Source organism: Thermophilibacter provencensis (assembly GCF_030372065.1).
Classification (GTDB): domain Bacteria; phylum Actinomycetota; class Coriobacteriia; order Coriobacteriales; family Atopobiaceae; genus Thermophilibacter; species Thermophilibacter provencensis_A.
The window spans coordinates 1-14,140 of record NZ_JAUDEA010000024.1 but is presented as its reverse complement, the minus strand read 5'-3'; the positions used below and the strand labels follow the sequence as shown (position 1 = coordinate 14,140).

At 66.8% G+C, this 14,140-nt stretch carries 12 protein-coding genes; 2 read left to right on the top strand and 10 right to left on the bottom strand.

Translation table 11 applies throughout. The annotated features are described in order from the left end of the window. Positions 1 to 49: 49 nt before the first annotated feature. The 4 genes from QUW25_RS09590 to QUW25_RS09575 all read right to left on the bottom strand — a co-directional run bounded on the left by QUW25_RS09590 (position 50) and on the right by QUW25_RS09575 (position 5,386). Positions 50 to 478: a hypothetical protein gene (locus QUW25_RS09590; protein WP_289511992.1), complete on the bottom strand. Its 429-nt coding sequence runs from the start codon at positions 476 to 478 to the stop codon at positions 50 to 52. A gap of 53 nt (positions 479 to 531) precedes the next feature. Beyond that, the gene (locus QUW25_RS09585) at positions 532 to 840 is read right to left on the bottom strand and encodes a hypothetical protein (protein ID WP_289511991.1); all 309 of its coding nucleotides are present in this window, start codon (positions 838 to 840) and stop codon (positions 532 to 534) included. 199 nt (positions 841 to 1,039) lie between these two features. Then, on the bottom strand, positions 1,040 to 5,119 hold the full coding sequence (locus QUW25_RS09580; RefSeq protein ID WP_289511990.1) for a hypothetical protein: 4,080 nt from the start codon (positions 5,117 to 5,119) through the stop codon (positions 1,040 to 1,042). After that, positions 5,120 to 5,386 carry a helix-turn-helix domain-containing protein gene (locus QUW25_RS09575; protein ID WP_289511989.1) on the bottom strand — a complete coding sequence of 89 codons (267 nt, stop codon included), beginning with the start codon at positions 5,384 to 5,386 and terminating at the stop codon, positions 5,120 to 5,122. A 333-nt stretch (positions 5,387 to 5,719) separates the two neighbouring features. Between QUW25_RS09575 and QUW25_RS09570 the strand changes: the two genes are divergently transcribed. Together QUW25_RS09570 and QUW25_RS09565 are read left to right on the top strand one after the other, a co-directional pair. Further along, positions 5,720 to 7,054: a tyrosine-type recombinase/integrase gene (locus QUW25_RS09570; RefSeq protein ID WP_289511988.1), complete on the top strand. Its 1,335-nt coding sequence runs from the start codon at positions 5,720 to 5,722 to the stop codon at positions 7,052 to 7,054. Positions 7,055 to 7,398: 344 nt separating this feature from the next. Next, positions 7,399 to 8,757 (top strand): hypothetical protein, encoded by a 1,359-nt coding sequence (locus tag QUW25_RS09565; protein WP_289511987.1) that lies wholly within the window; start codon positions 7,399 to 7,401, stop codon positions 8,755 to 8,757. An 82-nt stretch (positions 8,758 to 8,839) separates the two neighbouring features. Here the strand turns inward: QUW25_RS09565 and QUW25_RS09560 are convergent, their stop codons facing one another. The 6 genes from QUW25_RS09560 to QUW25_RS09535 form a co-directional block, all read right to left on the bottom strand. Next, on the bottom strand, positions 8,840 to 9,553 hold the full coding sequence (locus QUW25_RS09560; RefSeq protein ID WP_289511986.1) for an SIS domain-containing protein: 714 nt from the start codon (positions 9,551 to 9,553) through the stop codon (positions 8,840 to 8,842). Between the two features lie 13 nt (positions 9,554 to 9,566). Next, positions 9,567 to 10,733, bottom strand: coding sequence for an N-acetylglucosamine-6-phosphate deacetylase (gene nagA / locus QUW25_RS09555; RefSeq protein ID WP_289511985.1), 1,167 nt, complete (start codon positions 10,731 to 10,733; stop codon positions 9,567 to 9,569). Between the two features lie 116 nt (positions 10,734 to 10,849). Then, positions 10,850 to 12,016, bottom strand: coding sequence for an SIS domain-containing protein (locus QUW25_RS09550; RefSeq protein ID WP_289511984.1), 1,167 nt, complete (start codon positions 12,014 to 12,016; stop codon positions 10,850 to 10,852). A 61-nt stretch (positions 12,017 to 12,077) separates the two neighbouring features. Beyond that, positions 12,078 to 12,806 (bottom strand): GntR family transcriptional regulator, encoded by a 729-nt coding sequence (locus tag QUW25_RS09545; protein WP_289511983.1) that lies wholly within the window; start codon positions 12,804 to 12,806, stop codon positions 12,078 to 12,080. Positions 12,807 to 12,862: 56 nt separating this feature from the next. Then, complete coding sequence (locus tag QUW25_RS09540; protein WP_289511982.1) at positions 12,863 to 13,288, bottom strand: PTS sugar transporter subunit IIA; 426 nt, start codon at positions 13,286 to 13,288, stop codon at positions 12,863 to 12,865. A 90-nt stretch (positions 13,289 to 13,378) separates the two neighbouring features. Further along, the gene (locus QUW25_RS09535; protein ID WP_289511981.1) at positions 13,379 to 13,999 is read right to left on the bottom strand and encodes a hypothetical protein; all 621 of its coding nucleotides are present in this window, start codon (positions 13,997 to 13,999) and stop codon (positions 13,379 to 13,381) included. Positions 14,000 to 14,140: the final 141 nt, after the last annotated feature.

The window sequence follows — 14,140 nt, the reverse complement described above, 5'->3', positions numbered from 1 at the left end:
GGGGGGGGGGGGGGGGGGGGGGCCCCCCCCGGGGGGGGGGGGCGGCACCCTACTGGCGCGGGAGGCCCCCGTCCCCGACGACGGGTCCGGGCGCTCCCGCCCCCTGTGGGCGCGCGGTCGCGGTCTCGGCGGGAGCCTCGTCCGCGCCCTCGCCGCCCGCAGGCCCGCCCGCCGCGCCCCGGCCGCCGATGGCGCCCGGGACCGGCTCGGGGCCGACCGCGAGGTCGACGCCGGCGAGCTTCGCGGTCATCGCCAGCTCGAGCGCGAGCTCGTCGCGCGCCTTGACCGCGGCGGCGTAGCGGGCGCGGGCCCGCCTCGCCTTCGCCTCGGCGGCCGCCTTGCGCTCGAGCATGAGCTCGACCTCCGCGTCGGCCTCGGCGACCCTGCCGCTCAGCTCGCCCACGCGCTCGGACGTCGCCGCCTCGAGCATCTGCGCGAGCTTCGCGCCCGCCGCGCCCTCGATCCTGATCTCGGCCATCTCTCGCTCACCCCCCCCCATGCGTCGCTTGCCTTGGTCGCCGGGGCCTGTGCTCAGGCCTTCGAGAGGCCGTGGCGCACGCAGCCCCTGCTCAGGCCGAGCCGCAGCCTCTCGGCCTCGGCCTCGTCGCCTCGTGCCGCGCGGGCGCAAAACTCCGCCTCGCTCTCGTCCATCACGAGCATGCACTGCGGCGCGCGAGGCTCGTCGCCCACCAGCCACAGCCATTCGTCAACGTCCAGGTCGGCGGGGTCGCCGACGTCGATGATGAAGGTGAGGTCGCTGAAGTCGCGACCGGTGGCGAGGAGGTCACGCAGCATGCAGGAGCTCAGAGACAGGATCGGGCCCTTGCGAATCTTAGTCATGGCTCTTCATTCCTTTCATCCAATGCCCGCGGCGGCGTTTTCCGCCGTGGGCTCCCGGTTGGCTTGCGCGCTCGACTTGTCTTTGCCGCGAGCTTCCAACCACTTCCAACGTTCCCCGAGTCCGGGCCGGGGCGTAAGCGCGCGCCCCAGGCCCGGCCATGGGCATATCGACACGCAGGGAGAGCCCGCGGGTCCGTCGTCACTCGATCAGCGGCAGGCGCTCACCGTCGATCACGACCGAGCCCCGGAGCCTCGTCGGCCTGCCGTAGGCGGCCCACTTGTCCTCGCCGATCACCTCGCGACAGACCGTCGTCCCCTCGGGGCCTCCGTCGAGGACGACGTAGCCGCCCGAGTGCTCCACGGCGCCCTTGGCGTGGGCGCAGAACGCCGCATAGCCCGGATCGGGCGCGCCCGGGGCCTCCTCGGCCGCGTCACCGCCCTCCACGGCCGTAGGCGCGGCCGAAACGGGCGTCTCAGCGAGCGCTGACGGCCCGTTCGCGGCCGGGGCCTCACCCGAGGGCGCGGGGGCCTCGTGCGCGCCGTCAGCGGGCGCTGAGACGTCGCACGTGCCCTGAGCTGCGGTTTCGTCACCCGTTTTCGCGCCCCCGGGGGCGTCCGACGAGGTCGGGGCGCCACCGGGGTCGGGCGTCGGGTCGTCGTCGGGGTCGTCGCCGTCGGGGTCGTCGCCGTCGGGGTCGGGCGCCACGGCAGGCGCGTTGCCCGCCGCGATCTCGGCGCGGCCCGAGACGACCAGATAGGCCACGTCGAGGCAGGGCACGGTCGCGGGGGCGGTGAGCGCGAGCTCGGGCGAGCGCTCGACGAGGTAGACCACCCTGACGCCAGCCCCGGCGGAGGCTCCGAACGGGGCGCTCAGCGCGAGCTCGGGGTGCTCGCCCACGGCCCTGATCTCAGCCTCGGTGAGCTGCTCGCGCAGGGCCACGGCGCTCGGGCAGCCGGCGGCGCGCCAGTCCTCGAAGCCGAGCGCGCGCACGGGGCCGAACCCGAGGTCCTTGGCGCCGAGGGCGGCGAGGCCGGCGACGAGCGGGACATAAATGCGCTCGTAGACGGCCCGCTCGCGCGCGTCGTCGGCGTCGGCGGACCCGCCTGCCTCCTCGTCGACCAGCGCGACGCCCGAGTTCGGGTCGGGCAGGGTCTTGGCCTCGGTCCACTGCTCCCAGGCGTCCGCGCGGACGATCCAGCCGCGCAGGCGGTCGCGGCCGCCCGTGGCGAGCCCGACGTCGTCGGCCCAGTTCGCGAGGGCCGCCGGGCGGTAGTCGCGAGCGATCTCGCGGCCGTTCTGGTCGCGGCGGACCTGCGGCTCGCACAGGCTGTGCACGGCCGCCGCGTTGACCTCGGGCGAGAAGCGGCCGCGCCAGCGGAACTGGTCGGAGACGTAGACGAGGCCGAGGGGCTTGAGCACGCGCGGCAGCTCCTTCTTGACGCGCTGGATGGACGCGATGCGCGTGTTGGACATGTTCTGGGCGACCCATCGTTGGATGAACTGGTAGGCGAAGTCGACCGGGACCCAGCTGCCGTGCAAAAGCGACAGCGCGCCCTTGACCTGCTGGGAGAGGGTGTCGGACTCCATGACCGACTCCTCGAGGGCGTGGTCCATGATCTCGTTGGGGTAGAAGTGGTCGAATGTCGGGTAGCGGTGGATGGCCTGGTCGAAGTACCACGTGCAGATCGCCGGGTCGGTCTTGGCGAGGACCATGAGATCCGGGATCTTCTTCTCGTCGGGGATCTTGTGGTTGTACGGCAGGCGCTTCTGGCGGCGGGTCAGGTCCGCGTCGTAGCTCGGGAACTGGACCTCGTTGTTCGAGTTCGCGATCGTGAACGTCGCGACGGCGTCGGAGTTGATCGAGCTGTCCCACTTGCGGTTCAGAACGACCGACTCGCCGCCGGTGAGCGCCTTTATGCGCTCGTAGTCCTTGTCCTGGACGCGCGGGTTGGCCCCCATGTCGGCCTTCCAGTTCAGGCGGGTGCCGACGAGCGTGAGCAGCTTGTTGTCGTCACCGAACTCGGTGACGCCGACGTTGCCGACGAGGCGCCTGCGGTCCCCGGGGTGGTCGACTCCGACGAGCATCGTCGTGGTCCACTCGCGGTCGAAGGTCTTGCCCGCGCCGCCGACGCCCACGTTCAGGCAGAACGCCTGCATCTTCTCGATGTTCGCCGGACGGATCGCGGCGCTCGTGCGCTGGAGCTGGGCGTCCAGGAAGAGGTCGGGGTGCTCGGGGCACATCGTCTTCGCCTGGTCCTCGGGATGCCACGACACGATCTCGCCGGCGACGTTGAGGAGCTTCCTGCGCGGGCAGGGGATGGGCTTGCAGTCCATCCAGCCCTCGTCGTCGGGCTCGGAGGTGGCGATGTAGTGCACGCCGGGGACTGCCTGACAGCGGACGAAGTCCTGCGGCGTTGCCGCGCGCATTTGGTAGGCGTGCGGCCCGACCGAGGTGATGACGTTGGCACCCTCGTTGATCACCCAGGCGTTGACGTCGATCTCGTGGCGGTCGAGCGCGTCGCGCGTGGAGAGCTGCGGCACGAGGTGCTTGAGCCTCACCACCGCCGCGTCCATGGCGCGCTCGTCGGCCGACGGGCACGCCTCGACGACCCACCCGCGCACGCGGCCCTCGACGTGCTTGGTGCCGGTCGCATCCTCGACCGGCTCGAGGCCGCGGTCTCCGAACTGCGTGAGAACGCCGTCCTTGCACACGAGGCTGCCAGCGCCGCCGTCCGTGCCGAAGGCGAGGGCGATGACCCGGGCGACCTGGTCGGGCGTGAGCTCGGGCGACCAGCGGATGGAAAGCGCGGGGTCCTTCTCCTTAGCGAGCGGGTCGCTCTTGTCCTCCTTGCGCGCGTAGCGCTGGTCCCACGCGAGCACGTACTCCTTGAACGCCTTGAGCAGGAAGCGGGCGATCGCGGCGACGTCGGGCGTGCCGTCGGCGGCGCGGGGGATCCCGTGGTTCGCGACGGCGTTGTCGAGCATCGCCTGCCAGATCGCCCTCTCGGCGTCCGGCTTGATCATGTGGTCGATGGCGCCATAGGAGAAGACGAACCGGCCGTCCGGACGGCTGATGAACGGCTTGACGTCTGCGGTCTCGCCCCACGGGTCGCACTCGGCGACGTACTTGCGCCACGCCTGCTCGCGCTGCTCGCGCTCCTGCGCCTTGGCCGTGCTGCGAGCTGCCTTGTCGGCCTCGGCTCGGGCGGCGAGGCGCTCGCTGACCGCGTCCTGCGTCTTCTTGACGGCCGAGAGAGCCTCATCGCGCGCGGGATCGTCGCCGCACTCGCTTTCGAGCCACGCCTTGAGCTCGTCCAAGCCCAGGGCCCGGCCGGGCGTGCCCTCGCCGCAGGCGGGCATCTGGAGCATGAAGAAGCCGCGCAGGCAGAGCTTGTGGGCCTCACCGCCCTGCTCAAGATTGCCGTCGTCGACGAGCGGGGCCGCGGCCACGCAGGCCCACTGGAGCGCGTCCTCGCGGAACCGCGCCACGCGGGGGATGGAGTCGCGGAAGCCCTTGCCGAACTCCCGCGCGATGCTCCGGCTCTTGTAATCGGAGCAGACGCGACGATGGGTGCCACACACGTCTGCCTCGACGACCCCGGACGCGAGGAGCTCGCGGCCCAAGCGCTCGTCGTATTCGTCCTCGTCGAAGGTCCCGAGGTCGAGCCCGGCGGCCTCGATGCGGCGGTCGTCGGGGTCGGGCGGGAGCACCTTGCACGCGTAGGCGACGGCGAGCGGCCACAGGTGCTCCTCGCGCCCGAAGCGCTCGAAGTAGCTCTCGAAGGCCTCGTCGCCCGCCGGGTCTGCCCCGTGAAGCCTGCGGTAGAGAGCGACGGCGCGCTCGCGCCACGCGTCGTCGGCATCCACGCGCTTGAGGCGGCTGCGAGCGGCGTTGCCCTCCCAGCCCGCGCGGACGAGCGCGCGCTCGCCGTCGTCGAGCGCGGCGAAATCTTTCTTGTCGACGCCCTTGAGGACGTAGCCCGGACGCCTCCTGCCGATGAGGTGGCTGATGACGCCCTCGCGCAGCTGCTGCTTATACTCGCAAGTCGCCTTGGGATGCTCCTCCTCGGCGGACGTGGGTCGCGGAGCGGATGGGTCGTCGTCCTCAACAGGACTTTCAGTGTTATTCGTTTCAGTTATAGATTGCGCATCACCATGCGGTGTGGTAATATCAATGGTGACTTCATTGGAAGTTTGGACCGTCCCGAGGGCGCTGGCAGGCGCGGGGGCGGTCTCTTCCATTTCAGGCAAGTTGTTCTCGAAAGTCGCGTCAGCCATCTAGATCACCGCCCTCGTCGGAACGGTGCGCGAATCGAGCCACGCCTTGAGGTCGTCGATCTTGTAGACGACCCGCGCGCCGATCTTGGCGTACGCCGGGCCCTTGTTGCCGCGCGGGTCGCAGCGCCAGTTGCGCAGGGTACCCGCGGACACGCCGATGAGGTCGGCGGCGACGTGCTCGCGAACGGCGAGCTTGCCGTCGGCGATGAGCATGTTGAGCACGTCGGTCTGAGAATCTTCGGTCTTGACTTGGGCTTTCGCAGCCATGCGGAACCACACCCTCTCTGGGTCTGTGGTTCCGGCGCTCGATTTGTGCCGAAACGGCGGGGCTCGGGTGCCCTCCCTGATGCCGCGCTCCGGGGGAGCTGCGTCACACCCCGTACAAACATGCGGCTTAAAGCGTTTCCCCTGCGCCGGCGGCTAACTCCGGGCTTACCAAGGTACTCATCCGGTCGATTCCGGATTCGTTGATCGAGTCTTCGCGGGCTGCCGGCCCGCTGCCCCTTCCTATGCGATTAACAGAAGAATAGCACGCCTCGTCATAAGACACAAGCAACGTATATAATTTGGATGTACGTATCCTTCACGAGGAGGTGGCCCATGCCACGCAGGAGGCTCGAGCCGGGGCAGGACAACATCGCGTCGACCAACCCGAAGAGGACCGAGACGGAGGTCGAGGTCAAGCTCAAGAACGGCCGCACCAAGACGTCCAAGCGCGTCGAGTGGACGATGCAGTGGTACATAAACATCGACGGCACCGTGACCAAGCACTTCACGCGCACGCACGGTGGAACGGCCAACGATTGTCGCCAGCAGGCGCGAGCCCGCGCCGAGGAGCTGAGGAGGCTCGCGCGGCTGCCGGGAGAGGGCGCCTGGACGCTCTACTCTCAGATGAACGGCTTCGTTGAGAAGGTTTGCGAACCGGCTGTCGAGGCAAACGACTACGAAAAGCCGCTGAGGCCGAAGACGCAGGCCCGATACCTGCGCTGCCTTGCGCTCTACCGTGAGCAGATAGGCGCTACGCGCATCGTCGACGCCGTCGTGCCGGCCAAGCTCTCCGAGACCTTCAAGGCCATCGCGACCGCACACGGCAACCCGTCGGCCAAGCAGGCCGCCAAGATCGTCTCCAAGTACGTGATGGACGTGGCCGTGGCCAAGCAGGTGATCGACCACAACCCGCTCCGCCCGCTCACCATCAGCGTCACTGTCGCCGAGGACAGGGTGAGGCCGCACCGCGGCGACGCCAAGCCAAAGGGCGGTCAAGCGCTCTCACCCGAGGATAGGGCCCGTGTCGTGGACTACCTGCTCGCGCTTGACCCGACGAGCCCCGCGCGCAAGCGCTGGACGGCCGAGCAGCAGACGGCCAAGCGCGCCTGCCTCATCGACATCACGCTCACGCAGGCGACCTGCGGTTTGCGCATCGCCGAGGCACGGCGCCTCACCAGGGCGGACATCTCCGAGCACGACGGACTCATGTGGCTCACCGTCACCGAGGAGGTCTCCAAGACGCACCGTGGGCGCGAGGTGCCCGTCATCGACGAGCGCGTGGCAGAGAGGCTGCGCGGACGTCTCAACCACGTCGTGCGCGCGGGCGCCTCGGCGCCCGTGTTCCCCGCACCCGCCTCGGGCGGGGTCTGGGAGCGCGGTAACTGCCAGAAGGCCGTGCGGGCCTTCTACGACGAGTTGGCCGACACGCTCGACATCCCGCTTCTGCACGACGTTGCCACGCACGCGTGGAGGGCGACGCTGAACAGCGAATGGGCCGACCTCGGAATCTCCGCCGAGCGCCGCGCCGCCTACTTCGGACACTCCGTGGAGGTGAACCGCGCCCGCTACACCGACCTCACCGACGTCTCGGAGATCGCCCGCATGCTGCGGTCTCAGGATGTACATCAGGATGTATCTATAGCCGTGACACAGGGTGATTCGCAGTGATTCGCAGTGATATTCTGATTTGGCATTTTCCCAGTTGTACACAGTGATTGACCGTGTCATCAGGTGATTTGAAATAAGAACATCTGACCCCGAAGGTCGTAGGTTCAAATCCTGCCCCCGCGACCATACAAAGTCAGCCCGGAGGTCTTGCGGCCTCCGGGTTTTTGTTATTCCAACGGCTGCCTTCCGCCTTTCTGTCGCCTTGAACTCGTGTCCCAAAACCTCGGGTCCAAACCCCGCCCCTACGGCACCGATTCGACCTTTTATCGAGAAGCGATTGCCCGCCCCCTCCGCTCCCCTCAAGCTAAGAGTAAGCAGCCAGCCGCCGTCAGGGAGGAGCACGTATGATCCAGACAACACACCGTTTTGCAAAGCAGGTCGCGGTTCTTCTCGCCGCCGTTCTTGTCTTCACGGCATTGGCGCCGCTTACCGCGCGGGCGCAGGACGCAAACCTCAACATCACCCTTGGTGACCAGGGGTTTGTTGCCACAACGACGGTCGAGCTCAACCAGGTGGGCGTCAAGGAGACCGCCCTTGCCCAGGTTCGCAAGTGGCGCCAAGACGCCCTTGACGACACGAGCGTCATCTACCAGGGCATGACCATGCGCGACTACCTGCAGGGCATTGGCATGAGCGTGGAGGAGTACCTCAGTCCGCAGTGGTCAAACGAGCTCGAGCGCACTGCCATCCAGCGTGCCGTGGAGGGAAACCTCTCCTTTAGCCACACCAGGCCAAACGGCGACAGCTGCTTCACCGCGGACGGGCCATCGGTCCAGTCCAACGGAGAGATCCTGGCAATCGGGTTCGGCGACATCACAACGGCCTTCAGCATCTGGGCCAGCGAGAAGTACGACTACGTCAACAACACCGGGGAGGAGACGGGCCACTACACCGCGCTCATCTCGCCCGGCGAGCGCTTCTATGGCTTTGCCCGAGTGGGCTACCTCACTGCCGGCGAGATGACGTGGCGCGACGGCATAACCGACACCTCCCCCACCAACCTGCGGGGCACCTACGAGGTCACCATGAAGCTGCCCCGCGAGGCGCTGAATGGCGGCGTGACGCTGTCTCCGGGATTCGTTGACGTGGGGAAGAGCACCAAGCTGGCGGGAGAGCTCGACTACTTGGACCACCGCTTCACGTTTGGGGGAACGTGGACCTCGCTTTCGCCCAGCGTTGCGACGGTCTCCGAGGAAGGCGTTGCCGCTGGCAAGCAGGTCGGGAGGGCGGCCGTTGAGCTGGAGGTGCTCGCGGGTGACGAGCCGGCAGTCGTTGAGCTTGAGCTGCTCGTTGGGCTCAGGCAGATGCACCGCCTCTACAACCCGTATTCAGGAGAGCACCTCTACACCGCAGACACCTCCGAGCGCGACGCGCTCGTGGGAATTGGCTGGATCTACGAGGGTGTGGGCTGGATCGCGCCCACCTCGGGTGCCGAGGTCTGGCGCCTGTACAACCCCTACACGAGTGACCATCACTACACCACAAACCAGGATGAGTACACGAGCCTTCAGGCGCTCGGGTGGCGCGGCGAGGGCGTGGGCTGGCGCTCCGCCGATGCCAAGGATGGCGTGCCGCTCTATCGGCAGTTCAACCCGTATGCCACAATCGGCACGCACAACTACACGACCGACAAGCACGAGAACGACGAGCTGGTAAAGCGCGGCTGGAGGGCCGAGGGCATCGCCTGGTACGGCGTGAAGTAGACATCGGGACGGCTCGCCGAGAAGGGCGGGCGGCGGCCCGGACGCTCCGGAGCCGCCGCATGCGCGCTCTTCTCGCCGGGCCTTAGTACTCGGCGAGGCGCTCCTTGAACTGGTCAAGCAGGCGCTGGTTAAACTCGGGCCCGCCGTCCACGTTGGCGCTCATGAAGAGCGGCGGCTGAACGCCGCGCTCGAGCAGGATGTCGTATGACTCCATGACGGCGCAGTCGAGCAGCAGGCAGCCCGTGTAGAGCGAGGTGCCGCCCACGCGCGTGGCCAGCCCCTCGACCTCAAGCGCCGCGTCGCCAAAGGTGGACTTGTTGTCCAGCACCACGTCGGCAACTTCAAAGAGACGCTTGCCGCTCTTGCTGCGCGAGGTGCTCGCGCGTGAGACGTCCACCGCCGTGACGGCGATGACCTTCACGCCGGCCTCCTGCGCGTGCATGGCAAGCTCCACCGGCAGCGGGTTGCGACCGGAGTTGGAGATCACCACGAGACAGTCCTCGGGACGCAGATCAAGCTTGAGCCAGAACTGGTCGCCCACGCCATCAATCATCTCGTAGATGCCCCAAGCGGGCTCGCGCACCACCTTGGTCTGGATGTAGCCGCCCGCGCGCCCGCAGATCTCGAGCGCGTTTGCGTGGCTGTGGCCGGAGCCAAAGGCGCGAATGATGCCGCCGCGCTCGATGGTATCGGCAAAGATGACCGCCGCCTCATGAAGCGCGTCTTCCTGGCCGTCAAAGACGGTGTTCAGGCGAGAGATGATCTCGTCCTTGAAGCGCTCAGCTGTTCCCTTCATGCGAGAAGCCCCCTTAGGCAACCTCGGCGCCGTCGACGAAGGTGGCGGCAAGCGTCATGTCGTTGTGGAAGATGGTCAGGTCCGCCGAGCGGCCGGGTTTGATGAAGCCAAAGCGCTCCTCGATGCGCGCGGAGCGCGCAGCAACCTCCGTCGCCATACGAATGGCCTGCTCGGCGGTTACGATCTGCCAGTCAACCATGTTCTTCACGCCCTCGGCGAGCGTGAGCACCGAGCCCGCGATGGAGCCCGTGGTGCCGTCCTCGTTGAGCAGGTAGCACAGGCCGCCCTTCATCACGACGGGCAGGCCGCCGGACATGTACTCGCCCTCGGGCATGCCGCCGCAGCCCAGGCAGTCGGTGATGAGAACCGTGTGGTCCCAGCCCTTGGCGTCGATGAGCGCCTTCACCGCGCCGGGGACAACGTGGCGCCCGTCGCAGATGATCTCCGCGTAGGTGCCGTTGGTGGTCATGGCCGCGCCCACGACGCCCGGGTCGCGGTGGTGCAGGCCGCGCTGGCCGTTGTACGTGTGGACGAAGCAGCTCGCCCCGGCGTTGACGGCGGCGAGAACCTCGTCGTAGTGGGCGTCGGAGTGACCGATGGAGGTCACGACGTCGCGCTCGTCGAGGGCGGCGCAGTACTCGCACGCACCGTCCTTCTCGGCGGCAAGCGCGCTCTTGACGATGCGACCGCCCGCCTTCTCCTGCCACATGTCAAAGACCTCGACGCTCGGGTCGATGAGGTAGACGGGGTTCTGGGCGCCCACGTGGGCCTCGGTGAAGAAGGGGCCCTCGAGGTAGATGCCCCCGATGTGCGCGCCCACGAAGCTCTCGTCGCGCGTCTCGTCGGCCTCGGCGATGGCGGCGCAGGAGTCCGCGACCTGCTCAACGGACTCGGTGAACGTGGTGGGCAGCCAGCAGGTGGTTCCGCGACGGGCGAGCTCGACGCTCGCGGCGTTGATGCCCGCGGCCTCGCGGTCGGTGGTGGCGTGGTTGTAGAAGCCGTGGATGTGCGTGTCCACGAGGCCCGGGCCCACGATGCAGCCCGTGAAGTCACGGATCTCGCAGTCGGGGGCATCGGCGGACCACATGCCGAACTTCCCGTCCTCAATGGTGAGGTAGCCGCCCTGCATGGTGGCGCCCGGGAGAACGAAGCGGTCGGCCTTGATGGCAAAGGTGCTCATGGTTCTTCTCCTCACGATCTGGGTTCTACGCGGCGGCGCCCGCCCGCACAATCATGCAGGCGGGCGCCCATTGGTGACAGTTTACCCTGTCACCTTTGTCAGGTTTCTTTGACGGGTTAGGCGGTGAAGGGGTGGATGGTGACGCCCTTGACCACGCGGTTGACGGTGCCGGTGGGGCTCGGCGTGTCGGGGGTGTTGCCCACGCGCACGGAATTGAGCAGGGAGATGACCTGCGCGACCATCACGTACGGCAGGGCGAGATAGCCCTCGGGCAGCGCGTCGCGACCGGCAAAGGTGAAGGACTCGCCCTCAAAGAGGGTGCCGGCGTCCTGCTGGACGGCCACGGTCTTCTGGGCGATCTTGTCGCCGTTGATCTCGTTGAGGATGTCGAGGTCATATTGGCGCGTGTAGGCGTCGTTGTTCACAAAGACAAAGACGAGGGTCTTGTCGTCGACAAAGCTCTTGGGCCCGTGACGGTAGCCCATAGAGGTGTCCCAGGAGGTGGCAACAAGGCCGTGGGCGAGCTCGAGGATCTTGAGCTGGGACTCCTGAGCAAGGCCGCCAAAGGCGCCGGAGCCGAGGTAGGTCACGCGGTTGAAGTCGCCGGAGAGGTACGCCGCGATCTCGCCCTCGCGGGAGACGACCTCGCGGCCCATCTCGGCGGCCTGCTTGACCCAGGCGAGCTTCTGCTCGTCGGAGGCGGTGTCAAAGATGAAGGTGGTGAGCAGCGTCATGCAGCTGTAGGAGCCCGTCATGGCAAAGCCCTTGTCGTTGGCGCGCGGGATGAGCAGCGTCAGGGAGTCGGGGTCGTCGGCGGACTCAACGGCGAGCTTGCCCTCGGGGGCGCAGGTGATGTTGAGGAACTTGATGTTCTTGACGTAGCTGCGCGCCACCTCAACGGCGGCAAGGCTCTCGGGGCTGTTGCCGGAGCGGGCGAAGGAGACAAGGATCGTGGGGTCCTCCGGGCGCAGGAAGTCGCGCGGCGCGGAGACGATGTCAGTGGTGGCGACGGGCTTGAAGTCATAGGTGTCCGTGTCGCCCACGTGACGCAGGTAGGGGGCGGCGGTGTCGCCAACGTAGTCGGAGGTGCCGGCGCCGGTGAAGATCACCGAGGTGCGGCCCTCGCCCATCGCGTTGGCCTCGGCGAGGAACTTCTCGATGGCGGCCTTGTTGTCGGCGTAGATCTGGAAGGTGTCCTCCCAGAGCTCCGGCTGCTGCTTGATCTCGGCGGTGGTGATGTCAGCACCGAGGGACTTCAGCTCCTCAACGCTCTTCTCAAACATGCTTGCTTCCTTTCCCTGAACGTGCGCCCGACACGCCGTCGGGCGCAGCTTGGTACCGCAATTAGGCGCGCTTGTGAATTACCTTGTACTTGAACTGGTCTGCCCGAGCCACGGAGAGCGTGTACTCGATCACCTCGTTGCTGGTGTTGTACGTCGTTCGCACAAGGTCGAGCACGGGCGCGTTCTCGGAGATGTCGAGCAGGTGGGCGTCAGAGGGCCTTGCCACGCTGGCGTAGAACTCCTCCTCGGCAATGCGAATCTTCTCGTGGTAGACGTTCTCGATGATCTCGTAGAGCGGCATCGAGTCGAGAAGCGGCCGCTTGAGGGTGAGGAACTTGCGAACGGGCAGGTAGCTCACCTCAACCATCATGGGGACGCTGTCTGCCGAGCGCAGGCGCTTGAGCTTGAAGAGCCGGTCTCCCGCGCGGACCTTCATGTGCTCGGCAAGCTTGTCGTCGGCGCTGATCTCCGAGAACTCCAGAATCGTCGTCGTGGGGACGCGGCCGAGCGCACGCTGCTGCTCGGTGAAGCTGTAGGACTGCGAGAGGTTGGTCACCTGCGCCGAGCGGTCCGCCACAAAGGTCCCGCGGCCGTGCTGGCGCAGCACCATCCCCAGGTCCTCGAGCTCGCGCAGGGCAAGGCGGACCGTGGTCCTGGAAAGCCCGTAGCGCTCGGAGAGCTCCCGCTCGGACGGCAGGAGGTCGCCCGGGCGATACTCCTGCTCGATCCTATCGATCAGAATGTCAACAAGCTGGTCGTAGAGCGGCTGCTTTTTTGACCGTATCGCCATGCGACCCCCTTTCCCGTCTCAAGTCCTCGCCGCGTCCCGTGGGGCGAGAGGAGCGTCTACTCGTCATCCTCGTCGTCGGTGGCAGCGTTGTCGAGCGCGAGGTGCGCCACGCCCTCCTTGCCAACCTCAACGGCCTCGGCAACGAGGTCGGAGAGCTGGGACTCGGGGGTGCGGGTCATCATCAGGTCGATGAGCATGGGCAGGTTGGTGCCGGCCACGATCTGCACGTTGTCAACGCTGGCAGAGACCATCATGGACTGGTTGAACGGGGTGCCGCCCACGAGGTCGACAAAGACGAGCACGCCGTCGCACTTCTCGCGCATGGCCTCGATGGCGGCCTTGATGGTGCCCGCGTACTCGCCGGCCTTCTCCTCCTCAAAGGGGACGGCCTCGAAGTTCTCCTGCGGGCCAGCAATCATGTCGACGGCGCTCTTGAGGCCGGTGGAAAAGTGGCCATGGCCGGTAAGAATGTAACCAATCATCTCGTGTCCCCTTCCCTTCTCTCCGGTTGCCCGGAGCCCCTTGCACTGGCAGGTGCCAGTTAACGACAAACCATTGGTGCCAAATCGTATCTAGTGCGCACCCTGCGTCTGGGTGGTCTGAGTGAGCTCCTCAAACCGACGCTTGTACGTCTTCGCATGCGTCTTGTCGCCCTTGTTGGCGTACTGCCTCCACAGAAGGAAGCAGAGCTTGCCCTGAAGGGCCGGGTTCTTCTCCTTGTTGAGCAGCTGCTCCATCTGATCGATGTAGCCGTACTTCTTGGAGAAGACGATGTCATAGGTGAGCTGGCAATCCTGAACGACGGCCTTGTCTGCCGCCTTGCTTGCCTTGAGCTGGGCGAGAAGCTCCTTGCAGCGCTCCTTGTTGCCCATCTGGGTGAAGTAGTTGAACGCCACGGCGAGGGTCTGGGCCTGGCGCTTGGCCGAGTTTCTCATGCGGACGAGAAGCTCAATCATGCGGGTGGCCATCTCCTCCTCGTTCATGGCCTGATAGCACAGAAAGCGGAGGTAGTACTGACGGTAGGTGGAAAGCGTCACGCGCGCGGGAATCCTGTCAAGGGTGCCGATGGCCTCCTTGTAGTGACCCGTCTGAAAGAAGCCCTCGTACTTGGCCTCGTAGTAGTGGCGAAGCCCCTCGGAGGCAATGAAGTACGCGACAACGATGACGAGAAAAACGATGACGCCTGGTTCCACGACGGAAAAGCCTTTCTAGAGGGAACGGGCGCGCATCTCGGGAGATAGGGCGTAGAACCAGCGTGGTCCCGAGCCGTGAGATGCGCGCCCGCTCGAACGAAGCAAGTGAGGTCCGTGGGGGGCCGGAGACCCGGCGGCCCC

Excerpts from the sequence above, each read along its gene's own strand:
- QUW25_RS09550 (WP_289511984.1), bottom strand. The coding sequence starts at position 12,016 with ATGTTTGAGAAGAGCGTTGAGGAGCTGAAGTCCCTCGGTGCTGACATC.
- QUW25_RS09580 (WP_289511990.1), bottom strand. The coding sequence starts at position 5,119 with ATGGCTGACGCGACTTTCGAGAACAACTTGCCTGAAATGGAAGAGACC.
- QUW25_RS09585 (WP_289511991.1), bottom strand. The coding sequence starts at position 840 with ATGACTAAGATTCGCAAGGGCCCGATCCTGTCTCTGAGCTCCTGCATG.
- QUW25_RS09540 (WP_289511982.1), bottom strand. The coding sequence starts at position 13,288 with ATGATTGGTTACATTCTTACCGGCCATGGCCACTTTTCCACCGGCCTC.
- QUW25_RS09565 (WP_289511987.1), top strand. The coding sequence starts at position 7,399 with ATGATCCAGACAACACACCGTTTTGCAAAGCAGGTCGCGGTTCTTCTC.
- QUW25_RS09560 (WP_289511986.1), bottom strand. The coding sequence starts at position 9,553 with ATGAAGGGAACAGCTGAGCGCTTCAAGGACGAGATCATCTCTCGCCTG.
- QUW25_RS09575 (WP_289511989.1), bottom strand. The coding sequence starts at position 5,386 with ATGGCTGCGAAAGCCCAAGTCAAGACCGAAGATTCTCAGACCGACGTG.
- nagA (WP_289511985.1), bottom strand. The coding sequence starts at position 10,733 with ATGAGCACCTTTGCCATCAAGGCCGACCGCTTCGTTCTCCCGGGCGCC.
- QUW25_RS09545 (WP_289511983.1), bottom strand. The coding sequence starts at position 12,806 with ATGGCGATACGGTCAAAAAAGCAGCCGCTCTACGACCAGCTTGTTGAC.
- QUW25_RS09570 (WP_289511988.1), top strand. The coding sequence starts at position 5,720 with ATGCCACGCAGGAGGCTCGAGCCGGGGCAGGACAACATCGCGTCGACC.
- QUW25_RS09590 (WP_289511992.1), bottom strand. The coding sequence starts at position 478 with ATGGCCGAGATCAGGATCGAGGGCGCGGCGGGCGCGAAGCTCGCGCAG.